17 protein-coding genes, 3 tRNA genes and 1 pseudogene are annotated in these 24,715 nt (G+C 58.9%); 12 read left to right on the top strand and 9 right to left on the bottom strand.

The annotated features are described in order from the left end of the window. Window positions 1-198: 198 nt before the first annotated feature. From FHL16_RS30860 to FHL16_RS30850, 3 genes are all read left to right on the top strand, one after another. Window positions 199-2,769 carry a bifunctional diguanylate cyclase/phosphodiesterase gene (locus FHL16_RS30860; protein WP_077750250.1) on the top strand — a complete coding sequence of 857 codons (2,571 nt, stop codon included), beginning with the start codon at window positions 199-201 and terminating at the stop codon, window positions 2,767-2,769. A 97-nt stretch (window positions 2,770-2,866) separates the two neighbouring features. Then, entirely contained in the window at window positions 2,867-3,661 is a 795-nt protein-coding gene (locus tag FHL16_RS30855) for an exodeoxyribonuclease III (RefSeq protein WP_010456084.1), read from the top strand. Between the two features lie 112 nt (window positions 3,662-3,773). Beyond that, complete coding sequence (locus FHL16_RS30850; protein ID WP_010456081.1) at window positions 3,774-4,601, top strand: arylamine N-acetyltransferase family protein; 828 nt, start codon at window positions 3,774-3,776, stop codon at window positions 4,599-4,601. Window positions 4,602-4,695: 94 nt separating this feature from the next. Here the strand turns inward: FHL16_RS30850 and FHL16_RS30845 are convergent, their stop codons facing one another. Both FHL16_RS30845 and FHL16_RS30840 read right to left on the bottom strand, forming a co-directional pair. Next, window positions 4,696-5,028 carry a BrnA antitoxin family protein gene (locus FHL16_RS30845; protein ID WP_010456079.1) on the bottom strand — a complete coding sequence of 111 codons (333 nt, stop codon included), beginning with the start codon at window positions 5,026-5,028 and terminating at the stop codon, window positions 4,696-4,698. A gap of 3 nt (window positions 5,029-5,031) precedes the next feature. Beyond that, window positions 5,032-5,313: a BrnT family toxin gene (locus tag FHL16_RS30840; protein ID WP_010456077.1), complete on the bottom strand. Its 282-nt coding sequence runs from the start codon at window positions 5,311-5,313 to the stop codon at window positions 5,032-5,034. A 254-nt stretch (window positions 5,314-5,567) separates the two neighbouring features. On the opposite strand from FHL16_RS30840, the gene FHL16_RS30835 reads away from it, so the two are divergent. After that, complete coding sequence (locus FHL16_RS30835; protein WP_077750249.1) at window positions 5,568-7,085, top strand: nucleobase:cation symporter-2 family protein; 1,518 nt, start codon at window positions 5,568-5,570, stop codon at window positions 7,083-7,085. Window positions 7,086-7,309: 224 nt separating this feature from the next. On the opposite strand, the gene FHL16_RS30830 is transcribed toward FHL16_RS30835, so the two are convergent. Next, window positions 7,310-8,827, bottom strand: a complete 1,518-nt coding sequence (locus tag FHL16_RS30830; protein ID WP_077750248.1) for an efflux transporter outer membrane subunit — start codon at window positions 8,825-8,827, stop codon at window positions 7,310-7,312. Window positions 8,828-8,914: 87 nt separating this feature from the next. On the opposite strand from FHL16_RS30830, the gene FHL16_RS30825 reads away from it, so the two are divergent. The 3 genes from FHL16_RS30825 (at window position 8,915) to FHL16_RS30815 (ending at window position 13,917) form a co-directional block, all read left to right on the top strand. After that, complete coding sequence (locus tag FHL16_RS30825; RefSeq protein WP_010456071.1) at window positions 8,915-9,535, top strand: TetR/AcrR family transcriptional regulator; 621 nt, start codon at window positions 8,915-8,917, stop codon at window positions 9,533-9,535. A 177-nt stretch (window positions 9,536-9,712) separates the two neighbouring features. Further along, complete coding sequence (locus FHL16_RS30820; RefSeq protein ID WP_077750247.1) at window positions 9,713-10,834, top strand: efflux RND transporter periplasmic adaptor subunit; 1,122 nt, start codon at window positions 9,713-9,715, stop codon at window positions 10,832-10,834. Beyond that, entirely contained in the window at window positions 10,831-13,917 is a 3,087-nt protein-coding gene (locus FHL16_RS30815) for an efflux RND transporter permease subunit (RefSeq protein ID WP_077750246.1), read from the top strand. Before FHL16_RS30820 ends, FHL16_RS30815 begins: the two co-directional genes overlap by 4 nt. 267 nt (window positions 13,918-14,184) lie before the next feature. Here FHL16_RS30815 and FHL16_RS30810 read toward each other — a convergent pair. Then, a pseudogene (locus FHL16_RS30810) lies at window positions 14,185-15,239 on the bottom strand (tyrosine-type recombinase/integrase); the annotation flags it as partial. A 163-nt stretch (window positions 15,240-15,402) separates the two neighbouring features. Next, window positions 15,403-15,478, bottom strand: a tRNA-Asn gene (locus FHL16_RS30805). 227 nt (window positions 15,479-15,705) lie between these two features. Between FHL16_RS30805 and FHL16_RS30800 the strand changes: the two genes are divergently transcribed. Continuing rightward, window positions 15,706-15,936: a hypothetical protein gene (locus FHL16_RS30800; RefSeq protein ID WP_010456061.1), complete on the top strand. Its 231-nt coding sequence runs from the start codon at window positions 15,706-15,708 to the stop codon at window positions 15,934-15,936. On the opposite strand, the gene FHL16_RS30795 is transcribed toward FHL16_RS30800, so the two are convergent. Beyond that, a complete protein-coding gene (locus FHL16_RS30795; RefSeq protein ID WP_010456060.1) occupies window positions 15,933-16,133 on the bottom strand; it encodes a hypothetical protein in 201 nt (66 codons plus the stop codon). The genes FHL16_RS30800 and FHL16_RS30795 overlap by 4 nt on opposite strands. A 179-nt stretch (window positions 16,134-16,312) precedes the next feature. Then, window positions 16,313-17,509 (bottom strand): amino acid aminotransferase, encoded by a 1,197-nt coding sequence (locus FHL16_RS30790; protein ID WP_010456058.1) that lies wholly within the window; start codon window positions 17,507-17,509, stop codon window positions 16,313-16,315. Window positions 17,510-17,844: 335 nt separating this feature from the next. Here FHL16_RS30790 and uvrB point away from each other — a divergent pair, with 335 nt between their 5' ends. Next, entirely contained in the window at window positions 17,845-19,860 is a 2,016-nt protein-coding gene (gene uvrB, locus FHL16_RS30785; RefSeq protein WP_010456056.1) for an excinuclease ABC subunit UvrB, read from the top strand. A 147-nt stretch (window positions 19,861-20,007) separates the two neighbouring features. On the opposite strand, the gene FHL16_RS30780 is transcribed toward uvrB, so the two are convergent. Both FHL16_RS30780 and FHL16_RS30775 read right to left on the bottom strand, forming a co-directional pair. Then, the gene (locus tag FHL16_RS30780; RefSeq protein ID WP_172962157.1) at window positions 20,008-21,498 is read right to left on the bottom strand and encodes an MDR family MFS transporter; all 1,491 of its coding nucleotides are present in this window, start codon (window positions 21,496-21,498) and stop codon (window positions 20,008-20,010) included. Window positions 21,499-21,547: 49 nt separating this feature from the next. Next, window positions 21,548-22,597: an HlyD family secretion protein gene (locus FHL16_RS30775; RefSeq protein ID WP_077750244.1), complete on the bottom strand. Its 1,050-nt coding sequence runs from the start codon at window positions 22,595-22,597 to the stop codon at window positions 21,548-21,550. A 220-nt stretch (window positions 22,598-22,817) separates the two neighbouring features. Here FHL16_RS30775 and gltX point away from each other — a divergent pair, with 220 nt between their 5' ends. The 3 genes from gltX (at window position 22,818) to FHL16_RS30760 (ending at window position 24,715) form a co-directional block, all read left to right on the top strand. Further along, window positions 22,818-24,299: a glutamate--tRNA ligase gene (gene gltX, locus FHL16_RS30770; RefSeq protein ID WP_008037650.1), complete on the top strand. Its 1,482-nt coding sequence runs from the start codon at window positions 22,818-22,820 to the stop codon at window positions 24,297-24,299. Between the two features lie 189 nt (window positions 24,300-24,488). Beyond that, window positions 24,489-24,564, top strand: a tRNA-Ala gene (locus FHL16_RS30765). 79 nt (window positions 24,565-24,643) lie between these two features. Further along, window positions 24,644-24,715: transfer RNA gene (locus FHL16_RS30760), tRNA-Glu, on the top strand.

The following is a 24,715-nucleotide window of genomic DNA, read 5'->3' as shown; positions in this document are numbered from 1 at the left end:
TGACGAATGGTCGATGGTGCGTTGCCTCTCGGGTTCGGAGCAGGCTCACTTGTCTGTTTAGACTTGAAGGGGGGGCGGGGAGGGTGACGCGCGCCATCACATCCTAGCGGCTGCCGATTGGCAATAGTCGTGGCGCGATGTTGGACCCTGGCTGCTATGGTCAATGGACGCAGGCAATCGATTGACAGGATCCCATGCATGGAATTGACCGCCACGACCGCCGCCGCACCAGCGCGCCATACACCGATCACACGGAACCTGGTCTGGTCTGTCGGGCTGGTATTTGTATTGGGGGTGCTGATTGCTCTGGTTGCGTTGTTCAACATTGCCGGCCGGCTCAATGCCCAGGACTTGGCCAAGACCACGTTCTACACCCAGCGCGCGCTGGAAAACCGCATCTCAGCCTCGAAAAACTACGTTGCCAGTTATGCAAACTGGACCACGGCCTACGATCATTTGAATGGCGAAGTTGACGCGCAGTGGGCTTACGTTGAGCAGAACATGGGCAAAACCCTGTTCACCCTGGATCATTACGACGGCGTTTTTGTGGTCGCCCCTCAGCGAACCAAATACGCCGTGGTGCGCGGCCTTCAGGTCCAAGGCGACGCGGCGGCCTGGCTGTCGATAGCGATGGCAGCACTGATCGAGGAGGTGCAGGGCCAGGAAAGCCTGCTTGCCCCCATCAGCCGGTTCACGCTCTTCGAGGGGCAGCCCGCGCTATTGACGGCGGCGGCGATCGTGCCCAATGACGAAAGGCCGGCGGTCGATCCCCAAAGCACGTCGGTGCTGGTGTTCGTCGATCAATTGAGTTCGCAGAAGCTCAGCGCCTTGAGTGCCGACTATGGTTTGCATGACTTGAGCCTCGCACCTGACAACACCCTTGCTCCCGGTCAGCCTGCGGTCGGACTCACGGGCACCGGTTATAGTTTGGTCTCGCAGCTCGAGCAGCCAGGCCATCAGCTGCTTTGGTCACTGCTGCCGCCACTGGGCGGCGCGCTGTTGATTCTCGCGTTGTTGACGGCTTACTTCTTTCGTTATGTGTTGCGCACATCCGGGCACGTGGATGCCAGTTACATCAAACTCGATTTGTCGAACCAGGCGCTGGAGGCCAGTGAAGAACGTTTTCGTGCAGTGGCCGAGGCCGCGTCTGACTGGATATGGGAAATCGATGACCAGCATCGCATCACGTATCTGTCGGGGCGTTTTGGCGCCGTCACCGGGTTTTCCGATCAACAATGGCTGGGGCAGGGCATCGAGCAGTTGTTGTATTGCGACACTACGCCCTTGTCGCTGTGGCTGAACAAGCTCGACGAAGAGCACAGCGTCAGCCACCTGCGTTGCTCCTATCGCGAACAGTCGGGGCAGCAACGGATCAGTCGGGTATCGGCGCGACCGATCCTCAGTAAAGGCGTGGTGGTGGGTTACCGCGGCACGGCCAGTGACATCACCGATGAAGTCGCCGCCCATGCGCAGATCCAGCATCTGTCGTTGCACGACGCGCTGACTGGCCTGCCCAATCGCAACAAGCTGGCGCGCTACCTCGAAGACGCTTTGGTGCTGAAGGAGCATTCGGCGCCGCTGACGTTGTTGATGATCGACCTGGACAACTTCAAGCCGATCAATGATTCCCTCGGCCACCCGGCGGGCGATGCGGTGTTGCTGGAGGTGGCTACCCGTTTGCGTGAGTGCACGCGGGACATTGACCTGGTCGCCCGACTGGGCGGCGACGAGTTTGTGCTGGTACTCAATGGAATGGACATCCACACGGAAATCGACCGCATATGCGAACGTATCCTCCAAAGCCTGCACCAGCCGATCCACTATGACCATCACGCGCTGCACATCGGTGCGAGCATCGGTATCGCCTTGAGCCGGCGTCAGGGGCACATGCCGGAGGAGTTGATTCGATGTGCCGACATCGCGCTGTATCAGGCCAAATCTGACGGCAAGAAAACCTGGTGCTACTTTGCGCCGCACATGAACGACCAGATCCAGCATCGCCGCAAACTCGAAAACGACCTGCGTCAGGCGATCAAGAACAATGAGTTCGTGATGCACTATCAGCCTCGTTATCACGTCGATGGCAAGCAGATCGTCTCGGTCGAAGCGTTGCTGCGCTGGCAGCATCCTGTGCAGGGGTTGCTGGGGCCCGACTCGTTTATTCCATTGGCCGAACAGACCGATCTGATCGTGCCCTTGGGGCGCTGGGTTTTACGTGAGGCGTGCGAGACGGCACTGACCTGGCCGGGTGAGCTGATGGTTTCGGTCAACCTGTCGCCCGTGCAGTTTGTTCGCAGTGACGTGGTGGAGGATGTCAGGGAGGCGTTGATCCAGAGTCGTTTGCCGGCCAGTCGACTGGAGCTGGAGATCACCGAAAATGTGATGCTCAACGATGTCGATGGCGCGCTTGCGACCATGAACTCGCTGAAGGAGCTGGGTGTGCGACTGAACATGGACGACTTCGGCACTGGTTATTCATCGCTGGGTTATCTGCGCACATATCCGTTCGACGGGATCAAGATCGACAAGCGCTTCATCTCGTCCATGAGCGGCACCGGTAACGACCGTGCGGTGGTGCAGGCGATCATCAACCTGGGCAAGGCCATGGGGCTGACGGTGACCGCAGAGGGCGTCGAGACCCTGGAACAACTGGACTTCCTTATCTCGGACGAGTGCCATGAGGTGCAGGGTTTCTACCTCAGCCGGCCGATGGAAAACCAGGCGCTGCTGCCATTGCTCAAGGCGTCGCGTGATGAGCATCCTTTGTGAGGGGGACCTTTAGTCGCCTGCTTCAGTTGTCGTCGCAACTGCCACGGCGCACTCCGGTCACAACTGGATATCGTCCATCCGTTGCGAGCCCCGGCCTATGAAAAACCTGAAAATCGCCACTTTCAACGTCAACGGCATGCGTGCCCGGCTGCCGAATTTGCTGGCCTGGCTTGAGCGAGAAAAACCGGACATTGCCTGTTTGCAGGAGCTCAAGTCGGTCGACAGCGCATTCCCGGCCGCCGAGCTTGAGGCCATTGGCTACGGCGCTATCTGGCAAGGCCAGTCGTCGTGGAACGGGGTGGCGATTCTGGCCCGTGATGCGCAGCCTTTGGAGAGTCGGCGCGGTCTGCCGGGAGATGACACCGACACGCACAGTCGCTACCTGGAAGCTGCGGTGCACGGAATTCTGGTGGGCTGCCTGTATTTGCCCAACGGCAATCCGCAACCCGGGCCGAAGTTCGACTACAAACTGGCGTGGTTCGAACGGCTGATCGCCTATGCCAAGGACCTGCAAAGCAGCGAGCATCCGGTGGTGCTGGCCGGTGACTACAACGTGGTGCCCACCGACCTGGACATCTACAACCCGCGCTCGTGGCTCAAGGACGCGTTGCTGCAACCGGAAAGTCGCGAGTGTTACCAGCGTTTGCTGGATCAGGGCTGGACCGATTCCCTGCGTCATCTGTACCCGGAGGATCGGCTCTACACCTTCTGGGATTATTTCCGCCAGCACTGGCAGAAGAACTCGGGGTTGCGCATCGATCACTTGCTACTTAACCCGGCGCTGAGCCCCTATCTGCACGAGGCCGGGGTCGATGCCTGGGTGCGCAACGAACCGCACGCCAGCGACCATGCGCCGACGTGGATTCGCTTGAGTTCGCGCAAACAGCGTTGATGTTCAGAGGGGGGGGCGATTGGCTAAATCAATTGTCAGTCGAACCGCTTTTTCCCTTATACATGGCGCCCATCGGCGGAGAGATCCGCGGCCCCTGCATAAGGACCGAGCAATGAGCGAACCACGCCTGACGAACCGTGCGGCATACCTGCAGCACCTGGGTTTCGACGCGCCCCCGGCGCCGACCCTGGACACCTTGCGCCAACTCCAGTTGCGCCACACCGGGGCCTTCCCGTTTGAAAACCTCACCACGCTGTCCGGCGAGCCGGTACGCATCGACCTGCCATCCATCGAGCGGAAAATCCTGCATGAGGGGCGCGGCGGTTACTGCTACGAGCTCAACTACGCGTTTCTAGCCTTGCTTCAGGAGTTGGGTTTTGACGCATGCGGCATTACCGGCCGAGTCGTCATGGGTCAGCCCGAAGGCGCCTGGACTGCCCGCACGCACCGCTTGAGCCTGGTCACGCTGGACGGCGTGCGCTACATCACCGACGTCGGCTTCGGCGGCATGGTGCCGACCGCACCGCTCCTGCTAGACAACGATGCGGCACAACTCACGCCCCACGATCCGTATCGCATCGAGCGCCATGCAGACGGCTACACCCTTCGCGCCAACGTCGGCGGCGAGTGGCGGCCGATGTACATTTTCGATCTGCAACGCCAGGAAGACATCGACTACGTCCTCGGTAACTGGTACGTCTCGACCCATCCGGAATCGTCGTTTACCAAGCAACTGTTGGTCGCGCGCACCGGGGATGGCTGGAGGCGCACGTTGAACAACGGCAGTTTTGCGATTCATCGGGTGGGCGCCGAGAGCGAACGGCGGCAGGTTGCAGATGTGGAGGAGTTGATCGGGTTGCTGGAGGGGGAGTTCGGGATTCGCGTGCCGGAGCATGCGGGGTTGCGGCAGGTGCTTGGGCGGTTGATTCAGGTGACATAGCCATCGTCCCGAGAGGGCAGATTCAAAACATCTGCCCTTTTTCTTTGCGTGGGGCAGGCTCCGTTCCCCCCTTGGGTCTTGAAACGGCACACCCTCAAGGCTCAATCACACGATGGATCTCGCTCAAGACCTCTGAGAGTTTTTTCTCCAGGCTCTTCAGTTCAGATGCAGTAACGCCTTCTCTAAAATGCCCGCCATTCGCCACCGTCGCGTACTGATCGTGCGCGGTGGTTTTTTCCTTGGTGTTGAGCAGCGCCTGGCGCAGCGTGTTGTTGATCACTGTTTGGTAGCCATACCCCTCGCTCTCCGCCATGGCGCGTGCTGCTTCGATGACGACATCATCGAGCATGATGGTAATTCGGGTTTTGCCTTTGCTGGAGGCAACTGCTCCACGCTTGGCGTTGCTGAAGTCGTATTCGTCTTTCATCGTTCAATTCTCCAAATAACGACGGCGCTCGTTTTTGCTGGCGAGGCGCGCGGAAATGATTCGTACGAAATTCGGATCGCGATAGGTGTACGCAACGACCAGCAAGCGAGCTTTGGCATCCATGCCCATGACGATCCACCGTTGTTCATCGTGATGGTTGTCCCGAATCGTCAGTGCTCGTTCGTCGTAAAACACCGGTTCTGTTTCGGCGAGGCTGATGCCGCGATGCTTTAATTTGTTGGCTGCGTTTTTTGCCTTGTGATACTGAATTTCGAATGACTTCATTATGCATACTTTATATGTATAAGCGAGGGGCGTCCGTGCCGGAGGTCGCTTGGAATGCAAAAGACTAGCGGGCAGGGGAGCAGGCAGATGAAGGATGTATTTCAAGATTTTTGGAGGGGAAAGGCGCGCAGCTAAAGGGCGACATGGACATGTGTCCATTATCTGACTGGGGAGTTGTATACAACTCTATAGACATTTGTCCTGACTCTTGCATACAGTGTGCGCATAACAAAAAACCAGGGAACCCCCCAACCATGAAAACGCCCCATGTTTCACACCAACGGCCTGAGGACGAAAACCTCGGGGTCGGCGCGAATATGGCTTACGGCCTGCAACATGTTCTGACCATGTACGGCGGCATCGTCGCGGTGCCTTTGATCATCGGCCAGGCGGCCGGGCTTTCGCCGGCGGACATCGGTTTGTTGATTGCTGCTTCATTGTTTGCGGGGGGCTTGGCGACATTGCTGCAGACCCTCGGTTTACCGTTTTTCGGGTGTCAGTTGCCGCTGGTACAGGGCGTGTCCTTCTCCGGTGTCGCGACGATGGTGGCGATTGTCAGCAGCGGCGGGGAGGGCGGCTTTCAGTCAATTCTCGGGGCGGTAATTGCCGCGTCGTTGATCGGATTACTGATCACGCCGGTGTTCTCGCGAATCACCAAGTTCTTCCCGCCGCTGGTGACGGGCATCGTGATCACCACCATCGGCTTGACGCTAATGCCGGTGGCTGCACGCTGGGCCATGGGCGGCAATAGCCATGCCCCGGACTTCGGCAGCATGGCCAACATCGGTCTGGCGGCGGTGACGCTGGTGTTGGTGCTGCTGCTGAGCAAGATTGGCAGCGCGACCATCTCCCGTTTGTCGATCCTGCTGGCGATGGTCATCGGCACGATCCTCGCGGTGTTCCTTGGCATGGCGGACTTTTCGTCGGTCACTCAAGGCCCGATGTTCGGCTTCCCGACCCCGTTCCACTTCGGCATGCCAACCTTCCATTTTGCCGCGATCCTGTCGATGTGCATCGTGGTCATGGTGACCCTGGTGGAAACCTCGGCGGACATCCTTGCTGTCGGTGAAATCATCGACACCAAGGTCGACTCCAAACGCCTGGGCAACGGCCTGCGCGCCGACATGCTGTCGAGCATGATCGCGCCGATCTTCGGTTCCTTCACCCAAAGCGCCTTCGCCCAGAACGTCGGGCTGGTGGCCGTGACCGGCATCAAGAGTCGTTTCGTGGTCGCCACCGGCGGCTTGTTCCTGGTGATACTCGGTCTGCTGCCGTTCATGGGCCGGGTCATCGCCGCAGTACCGACCTCGGTACTGGGTGGCGCTGGCATCGTGCTGTTCGGCACCGTGGCGGCCAGTGGCATTCGCACGTTGTCCAAGGTTGATTACCGCAACAACGTCAACCTGATCATCGTCGCCACCTCCATCGGCTTCGGCATGATCCCGATCGCCGCGCCGAATTTCTACGACCACTTCCCAAGTTGGTTCGCGACCATCTTCCACTCGGGCATCAGCTCCTCGGCGATCATGGCCATCGTGCTCAACCTGGCCTTCAACCACCTCACTGCCGGTAACTCGGATCAGCAATCGGTGTTCGCGGCCGGTACCGAGCGGGTTCTTCGATATCAGGATCTGGCGGCGTTGCGTGAAGGGGATTACTTCAGCGAAGGTAAACTGCGTGACTGCGACGGGAACGAGATTCCGGTGGTGGAAGCGGCCCATGAATCGAGCGAGCATCGAGCGTCTCATGCTAAAAGCAGTGAGCATGTCTGACGGCGGCACCTGCTAAACAGGCCGATCTGTTGAATAGACAGATCGGCCTTTTGCTTTTCCAGCGGCCACAAAAAAGCCCCTGAACCTTTCGATTCAGGGGCTTTTCGATATTGCTGTCTAGCACGACCTGGACTCGAACAGAAAAATAAGCATTTGTTCTACAATGAAATTATTCTGCTTTTTAGTATATATATCCCTACGATTATCCTAATCCAGCCCGTATTTTATTGGAGTTCTTTCGATATCCCTGGATCAGGAAAAAACATTCGAGTTTCCGCTCTTTTTGAGACAACGCGAGCATCTGAGTCATCTCGCTGCCAACCGCCACCCAAGGCTTTGAACGTGGCCACTGCAGCGCGAGCCGATTCAGTTTGTGCCTGGGCTCTGCCATCAGATGCCGCCAGGAGATGTTCATCGGCATCCAGTACTTCGATCAAGCTGACCACGCCTTTTTCATAGGCGGCAAACGATGTCGCTCTGGCTTTCGCATACGCCGACTCGCCTTGGGCGAGCTGGGTCGATTGTTGCTCGCGTTTGATCCGTGCCGAAACAGCGCTTTCCACATCTTCGCAGGCCCGCAGAACGGACTGGCGGTAAGCGGCCAAGGCTTCGGCTTCCTGGCCCTTTGCCAAATCAATCTGGGCGTTGATGCGGCCAAAATCGAACAGCCGCCAGCGTAATCCCAGTGCCGCCGAAGCTTGACTGGCGCCGTTGCTGAACAGGTTTGCGCTGGATACCGACGTAGCACTGCCGAGCAGCGCAGCCACAGACAGTTTGGGGTAGTACTCGGACATGGCTTCGCCGATGCGCGCGCTGGATGCCGCAAGACGGCGCTCCGCGACGATCAAGTCTGGACGCCGACGCAGCAGGTCGGCTGGAGCGCCCATGTCCGAGAGGCCTGGCACCTCAGGGATGGGCGCCAGCTTAGTCAACTGCGCACTGTAAGTGCCGGGCGCCTTGCCCAACATGACATCCAGCGCATTCATTGCCGTGTCAATGCCTGCTTGCAGTACCGGCACGGTGGCCTGCGCTTGGTTCAGCGCGCCCTGGGTCTGGTTCAACTGCAGTTCAGCCGCCAGGCCTTTTGCGTAGAGATGTTCGATGGTGGTGAGCAGTTGTTGTCGTGTGTCTACTTGCTGCCGGGCAATTTCCAGACGTGCTTGCAGGCCACGGATGCTGATGTAAAGGTCGGCTGTTTGCGCGACCACTGCCAGGCGTGTGGCAATTGCTCCGGCTTGCGAGGCCTGATAATCGGCGAAAGCCGCTTCTTTACCTCGGCGCAGCCCGCCAAACACATCCAGCTCCCAGCCGGCATTCAAGTTCGCCTCATAGGCGCTGCCGTAGCGATTATAGGAAGGGGCTGAATTCAGCACTTGGCCCAACGGCGTCTCCAAAGACTGACGGGCTCGGGCCGCCTGACCATTGACGGTAGCCGACGGCAGGAGGGCCGCGTTAGCTGCGCCCAAACCGGCGCGAGCCTGCTCGATCCTTGCGTTTGCCTGGGCTAAATCGAGGTTCTGTTCAAGTGCTCGATTTATCAGTTGACTGAGTATCGGGTCATTAAATGCATTCCACCAAGCGGCGAGATCGGCATTTGCAGCGTCCACTTGCCGTGCCTTGGACGTTTGCGCCGAGAAATGCTCGGGCAATTCCACGCGGGGTTCTGAGTAGTCGGGGCCCACTGAGCAACCTGCAACCATACCCAAACACAGTAAGACGGCGAAACGAGGAGGAGGGTGCATGCGATGCCTGCGAAAGGGTCGATTTGTGACGATATTACAATTTGGTCACAAGTTGTCAACCACCTTTGGGATGAGTAAGCTGCTCGCATGAATCAGCCATCAGTTTCTTCGCCCAGCGCCCGTGGCCCAGCCGATCACGACATTCGAGACCAGATTGTTGCGGCGGCCAACGAACATTTCAGTCAATACGGTTATGGCAAAACAACGGTTTCTGACCTAGCCAAGGCCATCGGCTTTTCCAAGGCTTACATCTACAAATTCTTTGAATCCAAGCAGGCGATTGGTGAAGCAATCTGTACAAATTGCCTGACTGAAATCGTTGCGGCAGTGGAGCAAGCCATCAATGTAGACGGCATCTCCCCGACTGAACGTTTTCGGCGCCTGGTCAAAACCTTAATCGCTACAGGTGTGAGCCTGTTCTTTAACGACCGTAAACTCTACGACATCGCAGCGTTCTCCGCGTCGGAGCGATGGCCCAGCTCACAAGTCTATGACGCTCAGATTAAGAGCTTCGTGTTGCAAATCGTGCGTGAGGGGCGAGAGCTCGGCGAGTTTGAACGCAAGACTCCGCTGGACGAGACGGTAGAGTCGATTCATCTCGCTCTGCGGCCTTTCATGAATCCTCTGCTATTGCAGTACAACCTCGATTTTGTTGAAGAAGCCCCTTCTCTCATCTCCAATCTTGTTCTGCGCAGCCTGATGCCTTAAACCTCTGCTGACGGATGCGCTGCGCATCCGTATCAGCGTGTGCGCCTGAAAAAACTAGATATCGAGCCTCTTTGCTCTGCTCTGATCAAGTGGGCGATGTTCATTCGTCTCGGTAGTGACTATTGACAGAAATGGTCACTTGAATAAGCATGATGCATCCGCTACCGAGAGGTCTTTATGATCCAGCGCCACCGCATGTCAGCCATTTTCATTGTCTTGTTGCCGTTTGCCCTAGCGGCCTGCAACGAGGCCACGCCTGCCGATCCTCGCCTTCAAACGCCCTTGGTGCGCATCGGCGTGGTTCAACCCTCCGCGCCTGCGGCACGGGTATTCACCGGTATCGTCGCGGCCCGAGTTCAGAGCGACCTCGGTTTTCGGGTGCCAGGGAAGGTCTTGGAGCGTTTGGTGGATGCTGGACAGAGTGTCAAGCGCGGGCAGCCCCTTATGCGAATCGATGCCAACGACCTGACGCTGACCGCGCGGGCACAGAAGGAAGCGGTACTGGCCGCCATGGCCCGAGCTCGGCAGGCCTCCGATGACGAGCTTCGTTACCGTGATCTGGTGTCCGTCGGAGCGGTATCTGCTTCAGCTTATGCAGGGTTCAAAGCAGCTGCCGACTCGGCGAAAGCCCAACTCAACGCTGCCCAGGCCCAGGCTGATGTGGCGAAAAACGCGACCGGTTATTCGACGTTGCTGGCGGATGCTGACGGGGTGGTAGTGGATACCTTGGCGGAGCCGGGGCAGGTAGTTGGCGCAGGGCAGGTGGTGGTACGCGTTGCCCATTCAGGGCAGCGCGAGGCGGTGATCCAGTTGCCCGAGACGTTACGTCCTGCTCTGGGCTCGGCGGCGAGGGTTGAGCTGTACGGCCAGCACCAGACTGCAGGTAATGCGCGTTTACGCCAGTTGTCCGACTCTGCCGACCGACAGACCCGAACGTTTGAAGCGCGTTATGTGCTGGAGGGGGCGCTCTCCAACGCCACCCTGGGTTCGACGATCTCAGTGGTTATCGCTGACACGGATGTTGCTGATGCCAAGGAATTACAGGTGCCCATGGGGGCCCTCTACGACGCCGGTAAAGGCCCGGGGGTCTGGGTGGTGGGCGGGGAACCTGAGCAGGTGGCATGGCGCCCGATCAAGGTTCGTGGCCTGAATAATGAGGCCAGCGTGCGCGTGACGGGTGATCTGCAGGTGGGTGATCGTGTTGTCGCATTGGGTGCTCACTTGCTGAGCGAGGGAGAGAAGGTCAGGACTGAACTCGCCGATGCTCCGCAAAATTCAGTGGTTGAGGTAAGTCGATGAGCGGCTTCAATCTTTCGGCGCTGGCCGTACGCGAGCGCTCAATCACGCTGTTTTTGATCCTGCTGATTTCTGTGGGTGGGTTGTACGCCTTCTTCAAACTGGGGCGTGCGGAAGATCCCGCATTCACCATTAAACAAATGACGGTGGTCACTGCCTGGCCTGGGGCGACGGCCCAGGAGATGCAAGACCAGGTGGTAGAAAAGCTGGAAAAACGCATGCAGGAGCTGCGTTGGTACGATCGGACCGAGACCTTTACCCGGCCCGGTTTGGCATTCACTACGGTGTACCTGCTCGACAGCACGCCGCCCTCAGCGGTCCAGGAGGAGTTTTACCAGGCGCGCAAGAAAATTCTGGATGAGCAGAAGGGGTTGCCGTCTGGGGTGATCGGCCCGATGGTCAACGATGAGTATTCCGATGTCACCTTCGCGCTCTATGCGCTCAAGGCCAAGGGCGAGCCGCAACGTCTATTGGTGCGCGAAGCCGAGAGCTTGCGCCAGCGTTTGCTGCATGTAGCGGGGGTGAAGAAGGTCAACATCATCGGTGAACAGGCCGAGCGCGTTTTTGTCGAGCTGTCCTACGAGCGTCTGGCGACACTGGGCATTTCTGCACGAGACATCTTCAGTGCGCTGAACACGCAAAACATGATAACCCCGGCAGGTTCGGTAGAAGCGAAGGGTCCACAGGTTTTCATCCGCCTGGATGGCGCGTTTGATGACCTGCAGAAGATTCGCGATACCCCGCTGACAGTGCAGGGCAGAACCCTCAAGTTGTCCGATGTGGCTGAGGTCAAGCGCGGTTATGAGGACCCCGCGACATTCCTTGTACGCAACAACGGCGAGCCGGCACTGTTGCTCGGCGTGGTCATGCGCGATGGCTGGAACGGCCTGGATTTGGGGAAGTCGCTGGATGCTGAAGCAACAGCGATCAATGAGCAGATGCCTTTGGGCATGAGCCTGACCAAGGTCACGGATCAGGCGGTGAATATTGGCGCATCCGTCAACGAGTTCATGGTGAAGTTTTTTGCTGCCTTGGGCGTGGTGCTGCTGGTGTGTTTTCTCAGCATGGGCTGGCGTGTCGGCGTTGTGGTTGCCGCAGCGGTGCCGCTGACTCTGGCGGCCGTGTTCATTGTCATGGCGGCCACGGGCAAAGACTTCGATCGAATTACCCTGGGCTCGTTGATTCTGGCGCTGGGGCTGCTGGTGGACGATGCAATCATTGCCATTGAAATGATGGTGGTGAAGATGGAAGAGGGCTACGACCGAATCAAGGCCTCCGCTTATGCCTGGAGCCACACGGCCGCGCCGATGTTGTCGGGGACGTTGGTGACGGCGATCGGCTTTATGCCCAACGGTTTTGCCAAGTCGACCGCTGGTGAGTACACCGCGAACATGTTCTGGATCGTTGGCATTGCGCTGATCACTTCCTGGGTGGTGGCCGTGGTGTTTACCCCTTACCTGGGCGTCAAACTGCTGCCGCAGATCAAGGTGCCTGAAGGCGGGCATACGGCGATTTACGGTACACCGAACTACCAGCGTTTCAGGCGCCTGCTGGGCAGTGTGATCCGCCGCAAAGGCCTGGTGGCGACATCCGTCGTGGGCTTGTTTGTAGTTGCGATTCTGGGCATGGGCGTGGTCAAGAAGCAGTTCTTTCCAACATCCGACCGACCTGAGGTGCTGGTTGAGGTGCAGATGCCTTACGGCACCTCTATCGAACAGACTGATGTGGCGGCGGCCAAGGTCGAGGCGTGGTTGGCTCAGCAGCCGGAAGCCAAGATCGTCACCGCTTACATTGGCCAGGGCGCGCCACGCTTCTATTTGGCGATGGCCCCTGAGCTACCCGATCCATCCTTCGCGAAAATCGTCGTCCTGACGGCGAATCAGCAAGAGCGTGAGGCGCTCAAGATTCGGCTCAGGCAAGCCACGGCCGATGGTTTGGCGCCTGAAGCCCGCGTGCGGGTGACGCAGTTGGTATTTGGTCCTTACTCACCGTATCCGGTGGCCTTTCGGGTGATGGGCGCCGACCCCGCAGTGTTGCGGGATATCGCCGCGCAGGTGCGTGAGGTCATGACCGCCAGCCCCATGATGAGAACCGTCAACACCGACTTGGGCGAGCGCGTGCCGGCACTTCATCTCACGCTGGATCAGGATCGCCTGCAAGCATTCGGCTTGACCTCGACCGATGTCGCGCAACAGCTGCAATTTCTGCTCACGGGGGTGCCTGTCACCGAGGTGCGTGAGGACATTCGTTCGGTTCAGGTGGTCGCTCGCTCCGCTGGTGAGACGCGTCTGGATCCATCGAAAATTGCCGCCTTCACGCTGAACGGCGTCCAAGGCCAGCGCGTTTCGCTGTCCCAGGTAGGGGCGGTGGATGTGCGCATGGAAGAGCCCATCCTGCGACGTCGTGATCGTACGCCGACAATAACCGTGCGCGGTGACGTGGCTGAAGGTCTTCAGCCCCCCGATGTCTCCAACGCCTTGATAACGCAGTTGCAACCTATCATCGAAAAGCTGCCGGCGGGCTACCGCATTGAGTTTGCCGGCGCGATCGAGGAGTCGGGTAAAGCAAACAAGGCATTGCTGCCGTTGTTCCCGATCATGATCGCGCTGATGTTGCTGACCATCATCATTCAGGTGCGCTCGATGTCGGCAATGATGATGGTGTTCGCCACCGCGCCTTTGGGCCTGATTGGTGTGGTGCCAATTCTGCTGCTGTTCCAGCAGCCGTTCGGGATCAACGCCTTGGTGGGATTGATTGCCTTGTCAGGGATTCTGATGCGCAACACGCTGATCCTCATTGGCCAGATTCACTCCAATAAGCAAGCCGGACTGTCGCCTTATGACGCAGTGGTCGAAGCCACTGTGCAGCGTGCACGGCCAGTGATTCTCACGGCGTTGGCGGCGATGCTGGCGTTCATTCCGCTGACCCATTCGGTGTTCTGGGGAACGCTGGCCTACACCCTGATTGGCGGTACGTTTGCTGGCACCGTGCTGACCCTGGTGTTCCTGCCAGCGATGTACGCCCTCTGGTTCAAGATCAAGCCTGAGCCCGCGCATGAGCTTGCAGCGAACACTCATGTTGCTTGATACCTGCGTGTCTGGATCGTCTCAAAAAGGAAAATCGATATGAGCTCGTTGGCCCAGATTACTTAGCAGTTTGATCCCGCTGCGCCCTTTGTGGCTCCGGCCAACTGGCTCCAGGGAAGAACTGTGTTTGACGGGCTATCTCGAGCCTGTCATTGCAGGCGGTGTTGTTTGAGGCATGGCCGGATTGTGGGCTCGCCAGACCGTAGCGATTTTTACCTGGCGTGCAGTGAACTCAGCGCAATAGTTGTTTCTGCTGTCCCACCTTCAGAGATTACCGCGTTCCTTGTGGCTCATCTGCCGCTCGATGGCTGTGTCCGTCCACAAACCTGACTCGATCGGTGCGCTGCAGGCCATCGAACGAAACCCATGCCCACAGATCTCGGATTTGGTGTCGTACCCCATCTTCCGAAGCGCGCTGTTCACCGTGTTTTCGGACATTGGTTTCCAAGATTTGGTATCGCTTGCCATCTTCGTACCCCTTGTGGAAAAGGGTACACCTTCCAACGCTGGTCGCGTGTCGGGTATTTCCCAGGCGCCGCGCTTGAGGTCGAACTCGCTCCAGCGCGCGAAGCGCAGCTCGCTGGAGCGTACAAACACGTGCAGCGACAGCAAGACCGTTAGCCGGGTAAGTGCGCGGCCTTTATAGGTGGCGATCCGTTCCTGCAATTCAGGCAGGCGCGATAAGGATAAAGCGGGACGGTGGACGACCCGCGAGGCTTTGATCGAGCCTACGAGGTCGTAAGCAGGGTTTACGGTGATAAGCCGGAGGCGCTTTGCCTCGCGCATGATGCTCCGCAGGTAGTTTTGTACCCTTAAAGCAATGTCCACCGTTCCGCGCTTCTTAATCGCTTCCAGGGGCTGCATAAGATCGTGGGTATCAAGGTCGACAATGGCGCGGGCGCCGATCAGTGTGAAGAGGTGAGTTTTGAGGCGACTCATCACTGTCTTGGAATAGTCCGGTGCCCACTTGGCTGACATTTCCGTGTGCCAGCCGAGGGCAACGCTTTCAAAGGTGCGGTCTTTGATCAGAGCGTTCGTCTTGGCTTGGTTCTTGGCTCCTATAGGGTCAATGCCATCCGCCAGCATTCGCTTGGCCTCCAAGCGCTTGCGGCGCGCAGCCGCGAGGCCAACGATGGGGTAGTTGCCGAATGAGGTCAGTCCTTCCCGGCCATCAGGTTTGACGTATCTGAGACGCCAGCCTTTGCGGCCATTGGGTTGGACTAGAGGTAAAGGCCGTCGCCGTCGAAAAGCTTATAGGCGCGGTCTGTGGGCTTGGCCGAACGGCAAGCGGCGTCGGAGAGTGGAGCAGTAGTGCGCGACATAAGGGAACTCCCTTTTATCGAACTGACCTTTATCCCAAACTCTACCTTTAGAATGGCTGGTACCCCTCCGGAGTCCAACAGAACGCCAGAACGAAAAAACCCGCCATAAGGCGGGTTTTTCGGGGGGAGCAGAGATTTTGAAAGCCTTCTCTGGAACCTTGTCTGGCTCCACGACCTGGACTCGAACCAGGGACCCAGTGATTAACAGTCACTTGCTCTACCAACTGAGCTATCGCGGAATGGCGCGTATGTTACTGATTCAGAAAGAGAAGTCAAGCATCTGTTAGCAACTTGATGGATTCATGAAGACGGACGGTGGTTTATCGGCAGTGGGCGGTTACCAGAATCGCCTCAGAGGTCTACCATGGCCGCCCGGAAGTGGTTACACGCGCTGCCGGCCATTCGCCGAAAAGGTACGTGCCATGAATCACCCAATCCTCACCCCTCAAGACAACGGGGTGTTCGCATGAGCATCGCTCAGATCAGCCTGCCCAAAGGTGTCGGCCCGCATGCCGAGAAGCTGTTTGACGCGATCACCCAAGCCAGCACCGCTGACGATCTGAACCGCGCGGGCGGCAAGGCTGAGGGCTTCGTCCTCGGTCTGGAAAGCGCCAAGGCGATCAAGAGTCAGGTCGCCGAATCGCTCTACGTCGCCTATGACGATGCCGCCAGTCAGCGTGCGACCGAACTGGCTTAACCGCCGAAGGTGACCGTGGCGAGCATCAGCTTGGCGTACAGCATCGTGGCGGCCAGTTGCACCAGCCACAAGGCCAGGCCGCCGAGAAATACGCCAGCGGCCACTTGCAGCACCAGGTTGTTACCGCGTTTGGCCGGTGTGCGAGGGACAAAATGGTCCAGTTCGTCACGGTCGGCGCGTAGGTCATCGTTTTTCATGTGGGTTCTCGTAAGAATTCTCAGGTGTACACAAAACCTGCAGGAGCGAGCGGTGCGGCGATCCTGCAGGTGCATCGTTGTGTGGAGTTTAGAGGGCGCCGATAGCGCTTTGACACTTATCTGCGACGAATAAAAAACGGGAAGCCCCAAGGCTTCCCGTTTTCCGTACTGCGCGAGACTCAGATCACCGCAACGATGGCCTTGGTCACTGCATCAATGTTGCTCTGATTCAACGCCGCCACACAGATGCGGCCGGTGTCCAGGGCGTAGATGCCGAACTCGCTGCGCAGGCGGGTGACTTGCTCAACCGTCAGGCCGGAGTAGGAGAACATGCCGCGCTGACGACCGACGAAGCTGAAATCACGCTGTGGCGCGTTTTTCGCCAGCAGGTCGACCATCTGGGTGCGCATGCCACGAATCCGCAGGCGCATTTCGGCCAGTTCTTCTTCCCACTGGGCGCGCAGTTTCGGGCTGTTCAGGACCGCGGCGACGATGCTGGCACCGTGGGTCGGCGGGTTGGAGTAGTTGGTGCGGATCACGCGTTTGACTTGCGACAGCACGCGCGCGCTTTCTTCTTTCGATTCGCTGACGATCGACAGGGCGCCAACGCGCTCGCCGTACAGCGAGAAGGATTTGGAGAACGAGCTGGAGACGAAGAAGGTCAGGCCCGATTCAGCAAACAGGCGCACGGCAGCGGCGTCTTCGTCGATGCCATCGCCAAAACCCTGGTAGGCCATGTCGAGGAACGGCACGTGACCTTTGGCTTTCACCACGTCCAGGACGTTTTTCCAGTCCGCCGGGCTCAGGTCCACGCCGGTCGGGTTGTGGCAGCAGGCGTGCAGCACAACGATCGAGCCGGAAGGCAAGGCGTTCAGGTCTTCAAGCAGACCGGTACGATTAACGTCATGGGTCGCGGCGTCGTAGTAGCGGTAGTTCTGCACCGGGAAACCAGCGGTTTCGAACAGGGCGCGGTGGTTTTCCCAGCTCGGGTCGCTGATCGCCACAACGGCGTTCGGCAGCAGTTGCTTGAGGAAGTCGGCGCCGATTTTCAGGGCGCCCGTGCCGCCAACGGCCTGGGTGGTGATGACGCGGCCAGCGGCGATCAGTGGCGAGTCATTGCCGAACAGCAGTTTCTGCACCGCCTGGTCGTAGGCGGCGATACCGTCGATTGGCAAGTAGCCACGGGACGCGTGTTGAGCGACGCGAATCGTCTCGGCTTCGACAACGGCGCGCAGGAGTGGAATTTTCCCCTCCTCGTTGCAGTAAACACCGACTCCCAGGTTGACCTTGTTGGTACGGGTATCGGCGTTGAATGCTTCGTTGAGGCCCAGGATTGGATCGCGTGGTGCCATTTCGACAGCGGAGAACAGGCTCATTTTTGCGGCGGCTCTGAATGGAGTGTGGAGGGACGTGTCGCGCTCCAGCCGAATGCACTAGAGCGGTGCACAAACGGGGAGCTAGTATAGAGGCCATCTGCGATTGATGGCGACAGACGAATCAGCTTTTCAGGTAAGTTTTTTCGATTATTTTTCGACCGTTAGTCGAATGCCGGCATCAAAGACTTCAAGGGATGTAGGACGTTTGCCTTGAAAGCGCAGGCAATCGGCTCCACATTGAGCACAATCCTGTTTTTTTTCGGGCGGCGTGAGTCGTTTGCGGTCTTTCTCGTTGCTGCCGGTTTGACCGCGCTGGCGCGATATCAGAGGTATACATGTCTGAATTCCAGCTAGTCACCCGCTTCGAGCCCGCCGGCGATCAGCCGGAAGCCATCCGCCTGATGGTCGAGGGCATCGAAGCCGGGCTGGCGCACCAGACGTTGCTTGGTGTGACCGGCTCGGGCAAGACCTTCAGCATCGCCAACGTGATCGCCCAGGTACAGCGTCCGACCTTGGTGCTGGCGCCGAACAAGACCCTGGCCGCTCAGTTGTATGGTGAGTTCAAGGCGTTCTTCCCGAACAATGCCGTCGAGTACTTCGTTTCCTACTACGACTACTACCAGCCAGAAGCCTATGTGCCGTCATCGGACACCTTCATCGAGAAAGACGCCTCGATCAACGACCACATCGAGCAGATGCGGCTGTCCGCGACCAAGGCGCTGCTGGAACGCAAGGACGCGATCATCGTCACCACGGTGTCGTGCATCTATGGTTTGGGCAGTCCGGAAACCTATTTGAAAATGGTGCTGCACGTGGATCGCGGCGACAAGCTCGATCAGCGTGCGTTGCTGCGTCGCCTGGCAGACTTGCAATACACGCGCAACGACATGGAGTTCGCCCGGGCGACCTTCCGGGTGCGCGGCGATGTGATTGATATCCACCCGGCGGAATCCGACTTCGAAGCGATCCGCATCGAGCTGTTCGATGACGAAGTCGAGAGCCTGTCGGCTTTCGATCCGCTGACCGGCGAAGTGATCCGCAAGTTGCCGCGATTCACTTTCTACCCGAAAAGCCACTACGTGACGCCACGGGAAACCCTGCTGGGTGCCGTCGAAGGGATCAAGGTCGAATTGCAGGAGCGCCTGGATTACCTGCGAACCAACAACAAACTGGTGGAAGCCCAGCGCCTGGAGCAGCGCACCCGTTTCGACCTGGAGATGATCCTCGAACTGGGTTACTGCAACGGTATCGAAAACTACTCGCGCTACCTGTCGGGCCGTGAATCCGGCCAGGCGCCACCGACTCTCTTCGACTACCTGCCGGCCGACGCCTTGCTGGTGATCGACGAATCCCACGTCAGCGTGCCGCAGGTCGGTGCCATGTATAAGGGCGACCGTTCCCGTAAAGAGACGCTGGTGGAATACGGCTTCCGCTTGCCGTCAGCGCTGGATAACCGGCCGATGCGTTTCGATGAATTTGAAAGCATCAGCCCGCAGACGATTTTCGTCTCGGCCACGCCGGGCAATTACGAAGCGGAACACGCCGGTCGCGTGGTCGAGCAACTGGTTCGCCCAACCGGGCTGGTGGATCCGCAGATCGAAATCCGCCCGGCGCTGACCCAAGTCGACGACTTGCTCTCGGAAATCGGTAAACGTGTGGCGCTGGAAGAGCGGGTGCTGGTGACTACGCTGACCAAACGCATGTCTGAAGACTTGACCGATTACCTGGCCGACCATGGCGTGCGGGTGCGTTACCTGCACTCGGACATCGACACCGTGGAGCGGGTCGAAATCATCCGCGATCTGCGTCTGGGCACGTTCGATGTGCTGGTGGGGATCAACCTGCTGCGTGAAGGCCTGGACATGCCGGAAGTGTCGCTGGTGGCGATTCTCGATGCAGACAAAGAGGGTTTCCTGCGTTCCGAGCGTTCGTTGATCCAGACCATCGGCCGGGCCGCGCGTAACCTCAATGGCCGGGCGATTCTGTATGCGGATCGCATCACCGGCTCCATGGAGCGGGCGATCGGCGAGACCGAACGGCGTCGCGACAAGCAGATCGCCTTCAACCTCGCCAATGGCATCACGCCGAAGGGTGTGTTCAAGGACGTGGCCGACATCATGGAAGGCGCCACCGTCCCCGGTTCGCGCAGCAAGAAGCGCAAAGGCATGGCCAAGGCCGCCGAAGAGAGCGCCAAGTACGAAGCCGAATTGCGCTCGCCGGGCGAGATCGCCAAGCGCATCAAAGCGCTGGAAGAGAAGATGTACGCGCTGGCGCGGGATCTGGAGTTTGAAGCGGCGGCGCAGATGCGCGATGAGATTGGCAAGCTGCGGGATCGATTGATTACTGTCTGAGATTTGCGGTGAATGTGCATGCGCCTTCGCGGACGAGCCTCGCGCCTTCTGATTTTGTGCCGTTCACATCTCGCTGGCGCGCCACAAACCTTGTAGGAGCGAGGCTCGCCCGCGAAGGCGTCCGAAAGGTCACCACCGCAATCGGGGTTAGTGCGCCTCGCCAGCCTTGAGCCCCACCGGCAACGCTTTGGTCAACAACACCGCAATCATGCTGATCCCCAGCGCAATCCCGACAAAGTGAAACGCATCGTTGTACGCCATGATCGACGCCTGCTGATGCGCAATCTCGCTCAGCTTGCCCAGCGCTGCCGTCTCACTGCCGAACCGGTCCGTCATCGACGCCATTCGCTCCGCCACCTGCGGATTGCTCGGCACGATGGATTCACGCAAGTAATCAAAGTAGGTCTTGGTTCGCGCGTCCAGCAAGGTCGCGAGGAGGGCGATGCCAATCGCGCCGCCGAGGTTGCGCAGGATATTGAACAGGCTCGACGCCGATCCCGCGTCCTGCGGCAGGATGTAAGCGGTGGCGATCAGCGAGATGGTCACCATGATCAGCGGCTGGCCCAGCGCCCGGATGATCTGGATCTGATTGAACTGCGGCCCGGCAAAGTCCGGGTTCAGCACCCCCGACGAAAAGCTCGCCAACCCGAACAGCCCGAAGCCTATTGCGCACAGCCATTTCGGCGACACGTATTTCATTAGCTTCGGCACCAGCGGAATCAGAAACAGCTGCGGCACGCCCATCCACATGATCACTTCGCCGATCTGCAGGGCGTTGTAGTTCTGGATCTGCGCCAGGTACAGCGGTAACAGGAAGATCGAGCCGTACAAGCCGACACCCATCCCGAGGCTGGAAATACTCGATAAACCGAAGTTGCGATTACCCAGAATGCCGAGGTTGATCAGCGGATTGGGCTTGGAAAACTGCACGATTACAAAAGTGATCAGGCTCACCAGCGCGATGCTGCCCAGGGTCACGATCAGGTTCGACTCGAGCCAGTCCTTGCGATGGCCTTCTTCCAGAAACACCTGCAAACAGCCGAGGCCGACGCCAAGCGTGAGGATGCCCATGTAGTCGGTGCTTTTGAGCAGTTCCCAGTGCGCCTCTTTCTTCTCCAGGCCGTACATCAGGCCGGCGATCATGATCAGGCCGGGCGGTATGTTGATGTAGAAAATGTACTCCCAGCCCCAGTTTTCGGTCAGCCAGCCGCCAAGGGTCGGGCCAATGGAGGGCGCGAACGTCGCGGTCATGGCGAACATGGCCATACCTTTGGCGCGGTGGTGCTCCGGGAGTTTGATCAGCGTGAGGGTGAAGGCCAGCGGAATCAGGGCGCCGCCGGTGAAGCCCTGTAACGCCCGAAAGATGATCATGCTCTCCAGGCTCCAGGCCATGGAGCAAAGCAGCGAGGCGGCGAGAAATCCCAATGAAACCCAGACTGCCAGGCGTCGCGCCGACAGCAGCTGCACCAGCCACGCGGTCAGCGGGATCATGATGATTTCCGCCACCAGATAGGACGTGGAAATCCACGAGCCTTCTTCCAGGGTCGCCGACAGCGCGCCCTGAATGTCCTTGAGCGACGAGTTGGTGATCTGGATATCCAGCACGGCCATGAAGGCGCCGAGCATCACGCTCATCACCGCAATCCAGTCCCGCCGGGTCGGTTCGCCGGCCGGGCGGTTCAGTTGATCACCGGCCATCGTCAGGGGCGTCTTTGATGTTCACTTTGGCAGTGACCGACATCCCTGGGCGAATCTTGCCGTGCAGCGGATTGTCCGAAGCGAACGTCAGTTTTACCGGGATCCGTTGTACGACTTTGGTGAAATTGCCCGTGGCATTGTCCGGCGGCAACAGGCTGAACTGTGCGCCCGAGGCGGCGAACAGGCTGTCGACCCGTGCGTCTATCGGTGTGTCGCTGTAGGCGTCGAAAGTTAGCGTGGCTTTCTGGCCGGGCTGCATGTGGCCGATCTGGGTTTCCTTGAAGTTGGCCTGAATCCAGATGTCCTGGTCCGGGACGATCGACAGCAGATAAGCGCCGGCCTGCACGTATTGGCCTTGTCGAGCCGCGCGCTGGCCGATCAGGCCGCTGATCGGCGCGTGGATTTCGCTGCGGGTCAGGTTCAGTTCGGCCTGGGCGAGGTCGGTTTTGGCATTGGCGATCATCGCGTCGAGGCGCTTGATCTCGGCGCTCAAGGAATTGACTTGCTGGCGTTGGCTTTGTGCGTCGGCCTGGGCCTTGGTCACTTGCGAACGGGCGATGTGGTTGTCGGCGGAGAGGGTGGTCACCCGTTCCTCCGAGACGTAGCCGGGTTTGCGCAGGGTTTGCGCGCGGGACAAGTCGATCTGCGAACGCCCAAGGCTGGCCTGGCTGGAGGCGACTTGCGCCTCGCTGGCGGCGATCAGGCTGGCTTGCTGGGTCAGTTTGCTTTGCGCCTGCAAACGTTCGGCTTGTCGGGTAGCGAGGGTGGCATTGGCGCGGTCGACGGCGAGGTGGAAGTCATCGCCTTCGAGCTTGATCAGCAACTGGCCTTTCTCAACGTGCTGATTGTCCTGCACCAGCACCTGATCGATGCGCGCGCCCAATTGGCTTGAGACACGGGTGATCTCGCCCTGGACATAGGCGTTGTCGGTGCTTTCATAAAACCGCCCCTTGAAGAACCATTGGGCGAAGAAGCCCCCGGCAATCAGCAGGACGATCAGCAGGAAAATAAACAGGCGTCGCTTGAGTTGGGCAGGCATGGGGCAGACTGTAGTCGAGAAATTGTAAGGAAAGTTATCAGCAGGTGAATCTTGCATACAGTCGATAGTGGGTAAATGCCATCGGCTGATAATCCGTCATTCATCGCGGCTCAGGCCCGTTGTAGACGCAACCTTGGCTTAAATGCCCTGCTGACTGGAGCCGGGCGGGTATCGCCTGTTACCATTCGCCCTTTGTTTTATCTTCATTTCGAGACTTGCCATGACCACCGTCCGCACGCGCATCGCGCCATCGCCTACCGGGGACCCCCACGTAGGTACCGCTTACATCGCTTTGTTCAACTACTGCTTTGCCAAGCAGCATGGCGGTGAGTTCATCCTGCGGATCGAAGACACCGACCAGTTGCGCTCGACCCGGGAGTCCGAACAGCAGATTTTCGACGCCTTGCGCTGGTTGGGCATCGACTGGAGCGAAGGTCCGGACGTTGGCGGCCCGCACGGTCCGTATCGTCAAAGCGAACGCGGCGACATCTATCAGAAGTACTGCCAGCAGTTGGTCGAGATGGGCCACGCCTTTCCGTGCTTCTGCACCGCCGAAGAGCTGGACCAGATGCGCGCCGAACAAATGGCCCGTGGCGAAACCCCGCGTTACGACGGCCGTGCGCTGTTGCTCTCGAAAGAAGAAGTCGCCCGGCGCCTGGCCGCTGGCGAGCCTCATGTGATCCGCATGAAAGTGCCAAGCGAAGGCGTTTGCGTGGTACCGGACATGCTGCGTGGCGACGTCGAGATCCCGTGGGATCGCATGGACATGCAAGTGTTGATGAAGACTGACGGCCTGCCGACGTACTTCCTGGCCAACGTGGTCGACGACCACTTGATGGGCATTACCCACGTTCTGCGCGGTGAAGAGTGGCTGCCATCGGCGCCGAAGCTGATCCTGCTTTATGAATACTTCGGCTGGGAACAACCGGAGCTGTGCTACATGCCGCTGCTGCGTAACCCGGACAAGAGCAAGCTGTCCAAGCGCAAGAACCCGACCTCGGTGACGTTCTACGAGCGCATGGGCTTCATGCCGGAAGCGATGCTCAACTACCTCGGCCGCATGGGCTGGTCGATGCCGGACGAGCGCGAAAAATTCTCGCTGCAGGAAATGGTCGACAATTTCGACCTGAGCCGCGTGTCCCTCGGCGGACCGATTTTCGACATCGAGAAGCTGTCGTGGCTCAACGGCCAATGGCTGCGTGACTTGCCGGTGGAAGAGTTCGCTTCGCGCCTGCAAACCTGGGCGCTGAACCCGGAATACATGATGAAGATCGCGCCGCACGTGCAGGGTCGCGTCGAGACCTTCAGCCAGGTTGCACCGCTGGCCGGTTTCTTCTTCGCCGGTGGCGTGAACCCGGATGCCAAGCTGTTCGAATCGAAGAAGCTCTCGGGCGACCAGGTTCGTCAGTTGATGCAGCTGATTCTGTGGAAGCTGGAAAGCCTGCGTCAGTGGGAGAAGGACAGCATCACCGCAACGATTCAGGCGGTGGTCGAATCCCTGGAGCTGAAGCTGCGTGACGCCATGCCGCTGATGTTCGCCGCGATCACTGGCCAGGCCAGTTCGGTGTCGGTGCTTGATGCGATGGAAATCCTTGGTCCGGACCTGACCCGTTTCCGTCTGCGTCAGGCCATCGACCTGCTGGGCGGCGTGTCGAAGAAGGAAAACAAGGAGTGGGAAAAACTCCTGGGCAACATTGCCTGAGGACGTTTGACCTCGTAGGGGCTGCCGGAGGTGGCGATCATTTGATCGTGATCTTCGGCGCCACCCCCGTTTTTCCGGGGGGAGGGCGGTAAGTGATTGTTATGGCGACAAAAAATTTTGAAAATTGTTAAAAATAAGTTTGACAGCTTTCCGAAGCGCCATTAAGATTCGCCCCGTCCTCAGCGATGAGGGGCTATAGCTCAGCTGGGAGAGCGCTTGCATGGCATGCAAGAGGTCGACGGTTCGATCCCGTCTAGCTCCACCAATTTACACTTCAAGGTCTGGCCACACCGGCCTTGAAGCGATCAACACTCAGCGTTGATCTGTTGTATAGAAGGGTTTGCGTCCCCTTCGTCTAGTGGCCTAGGACACCGCCCTTTCACGGCGGTAACAGGGGTTCGAGTCCCCTAGGGGAC

This window comes from Pseudomonas sp. FSL W5-0299 (assembly GCF_005930655.1).
GTDB lineage: Bacteria > Pseudomonadota > Gammaproteobacteria > Pseudomonadales > Pseudomonadaceae > Aquipseudomonas > Aquipseudomonas mandelii.
The sequence above is the reverse complement of the archived record's forward strand: the minus strand, read 5'-3'. Positions and strand labels throughout refer to the sequence as shown.

Excerpts from the sequence above, each read along its gene's own strand:
- FHL16_RS30860 (WP_077750250.1), top strand. The coding sequence starts at position 199 with ATGGAATTGACCGCCACGACCGCCGCCGCACCAGCGCGCCATACACCG.
- uvrB (WP_010456056.1), top strand. The coding sequence starts at position 17,845 with ATGTCTGAATTCCAGCTAGTCACCCGCTTCGAGCCCGCCGGCGATCAG.
- FHL16_RS30800 (WP_010456061.1), top strand. The coding sequence starts at position 15,706 with ATGAGCATCGCTCAGATCAGCCTGCCCAAAGGTGTCGGCCCGCATGCC.
- FHL16_RS30850 (WP_010456081.1), top strand. The coding sequence starts at position 3,774 with ATGAGCGAACCACGCCTGACGAACCGTGCGGCATACCTGCAGCACCTG.
- FHL16_RS30815 (WP_077750246.1), top strand. The coding sequence starts at position 10,831 with ATGAGCGGCTTCAATCTTTCGGCGCTGGCCGTACGCGAGCGCTCAATC.
- FHL16_RS30835 (WP_077750249.1), top strand. The coding sequence starts at position 5,568 with ATGAAAACGCCCCATGTTTCACACCAACGGCCTGAGGACGAAAACCTC.
- gltX (WP_008037650.1), top strand. The coding sequence starts at position 22,818 with ATGACCACCGTCCGCACGCGCATCGCGCCATCGCCTACCGGGGACCCC.
- FHL16_RS30775 (WP_077750244.1), bottom strand. The coding sequence starts at position 22,597 with ATGCCTGCCCAACTCAAGCGACGCCTGTTTATTTTCCTGCTGATCGTC.
- FHL16_RS30795 (WP_010456060.1), bottom strand. The coding sequence starts at position 16,133 with ATGAAAAACGATGACCTACGCGCCGACCGTGACGAACTGGACCATTTT.
- FHL16_RS30830 (WP_077750248.1), bottom strand. The coding sequence starts at position 8,827 with ATGCACCCTCCTCCTCGTTTCGCCGTCTTACTGTGTTTGGGTATGGTT.
- FHL16_RS30840 (WP_010456077.1), bottom strand. The coding sequence starts at position 5,313 with ATGAAGTCATTCGAAATTCAGTATCACAAGGCAAAAAACGCAGCCAAC.
- FHL16_RS30855 (WP_010456084.1), top strand. The coding sequence starts at position 2,867 with ATGAAAAACCTGAAAATCGCCACTTTCAACGTCAACGGCATGCGTGCC.
- FHL16_RS30845 (WP_010456079.1), bottom strand. The coding sequence starts at position 5,028 with ATGAAAGACGAATACGACTTCAGCAACGCCAAGCGTGGAGCAGTTGCC.
- FHL16_RS30790 (WP_010456058.1), bottom strand. The coding sequence starts at position 17,509 with ATGAGCCTGTTCTCCGCTGTCGAAATGGCACCACGCGATCCAATCCTG.
- FHL16_RS30825 (WP_010456071.1), top strand. The coding sequence starts at position 8,915 with ATGAATCAGCCATCAGTTTCTTCGCCCAGCGCCCGTGGCCCAGCCGAT.
- FHL16_RS30820 (WP_077750247.1), top strand. The coding sequence starts at position 9,713 with ATGATCCAGCGCCACCGCATGTCAGCCATTTTCATTGTCTTGTTGCCG.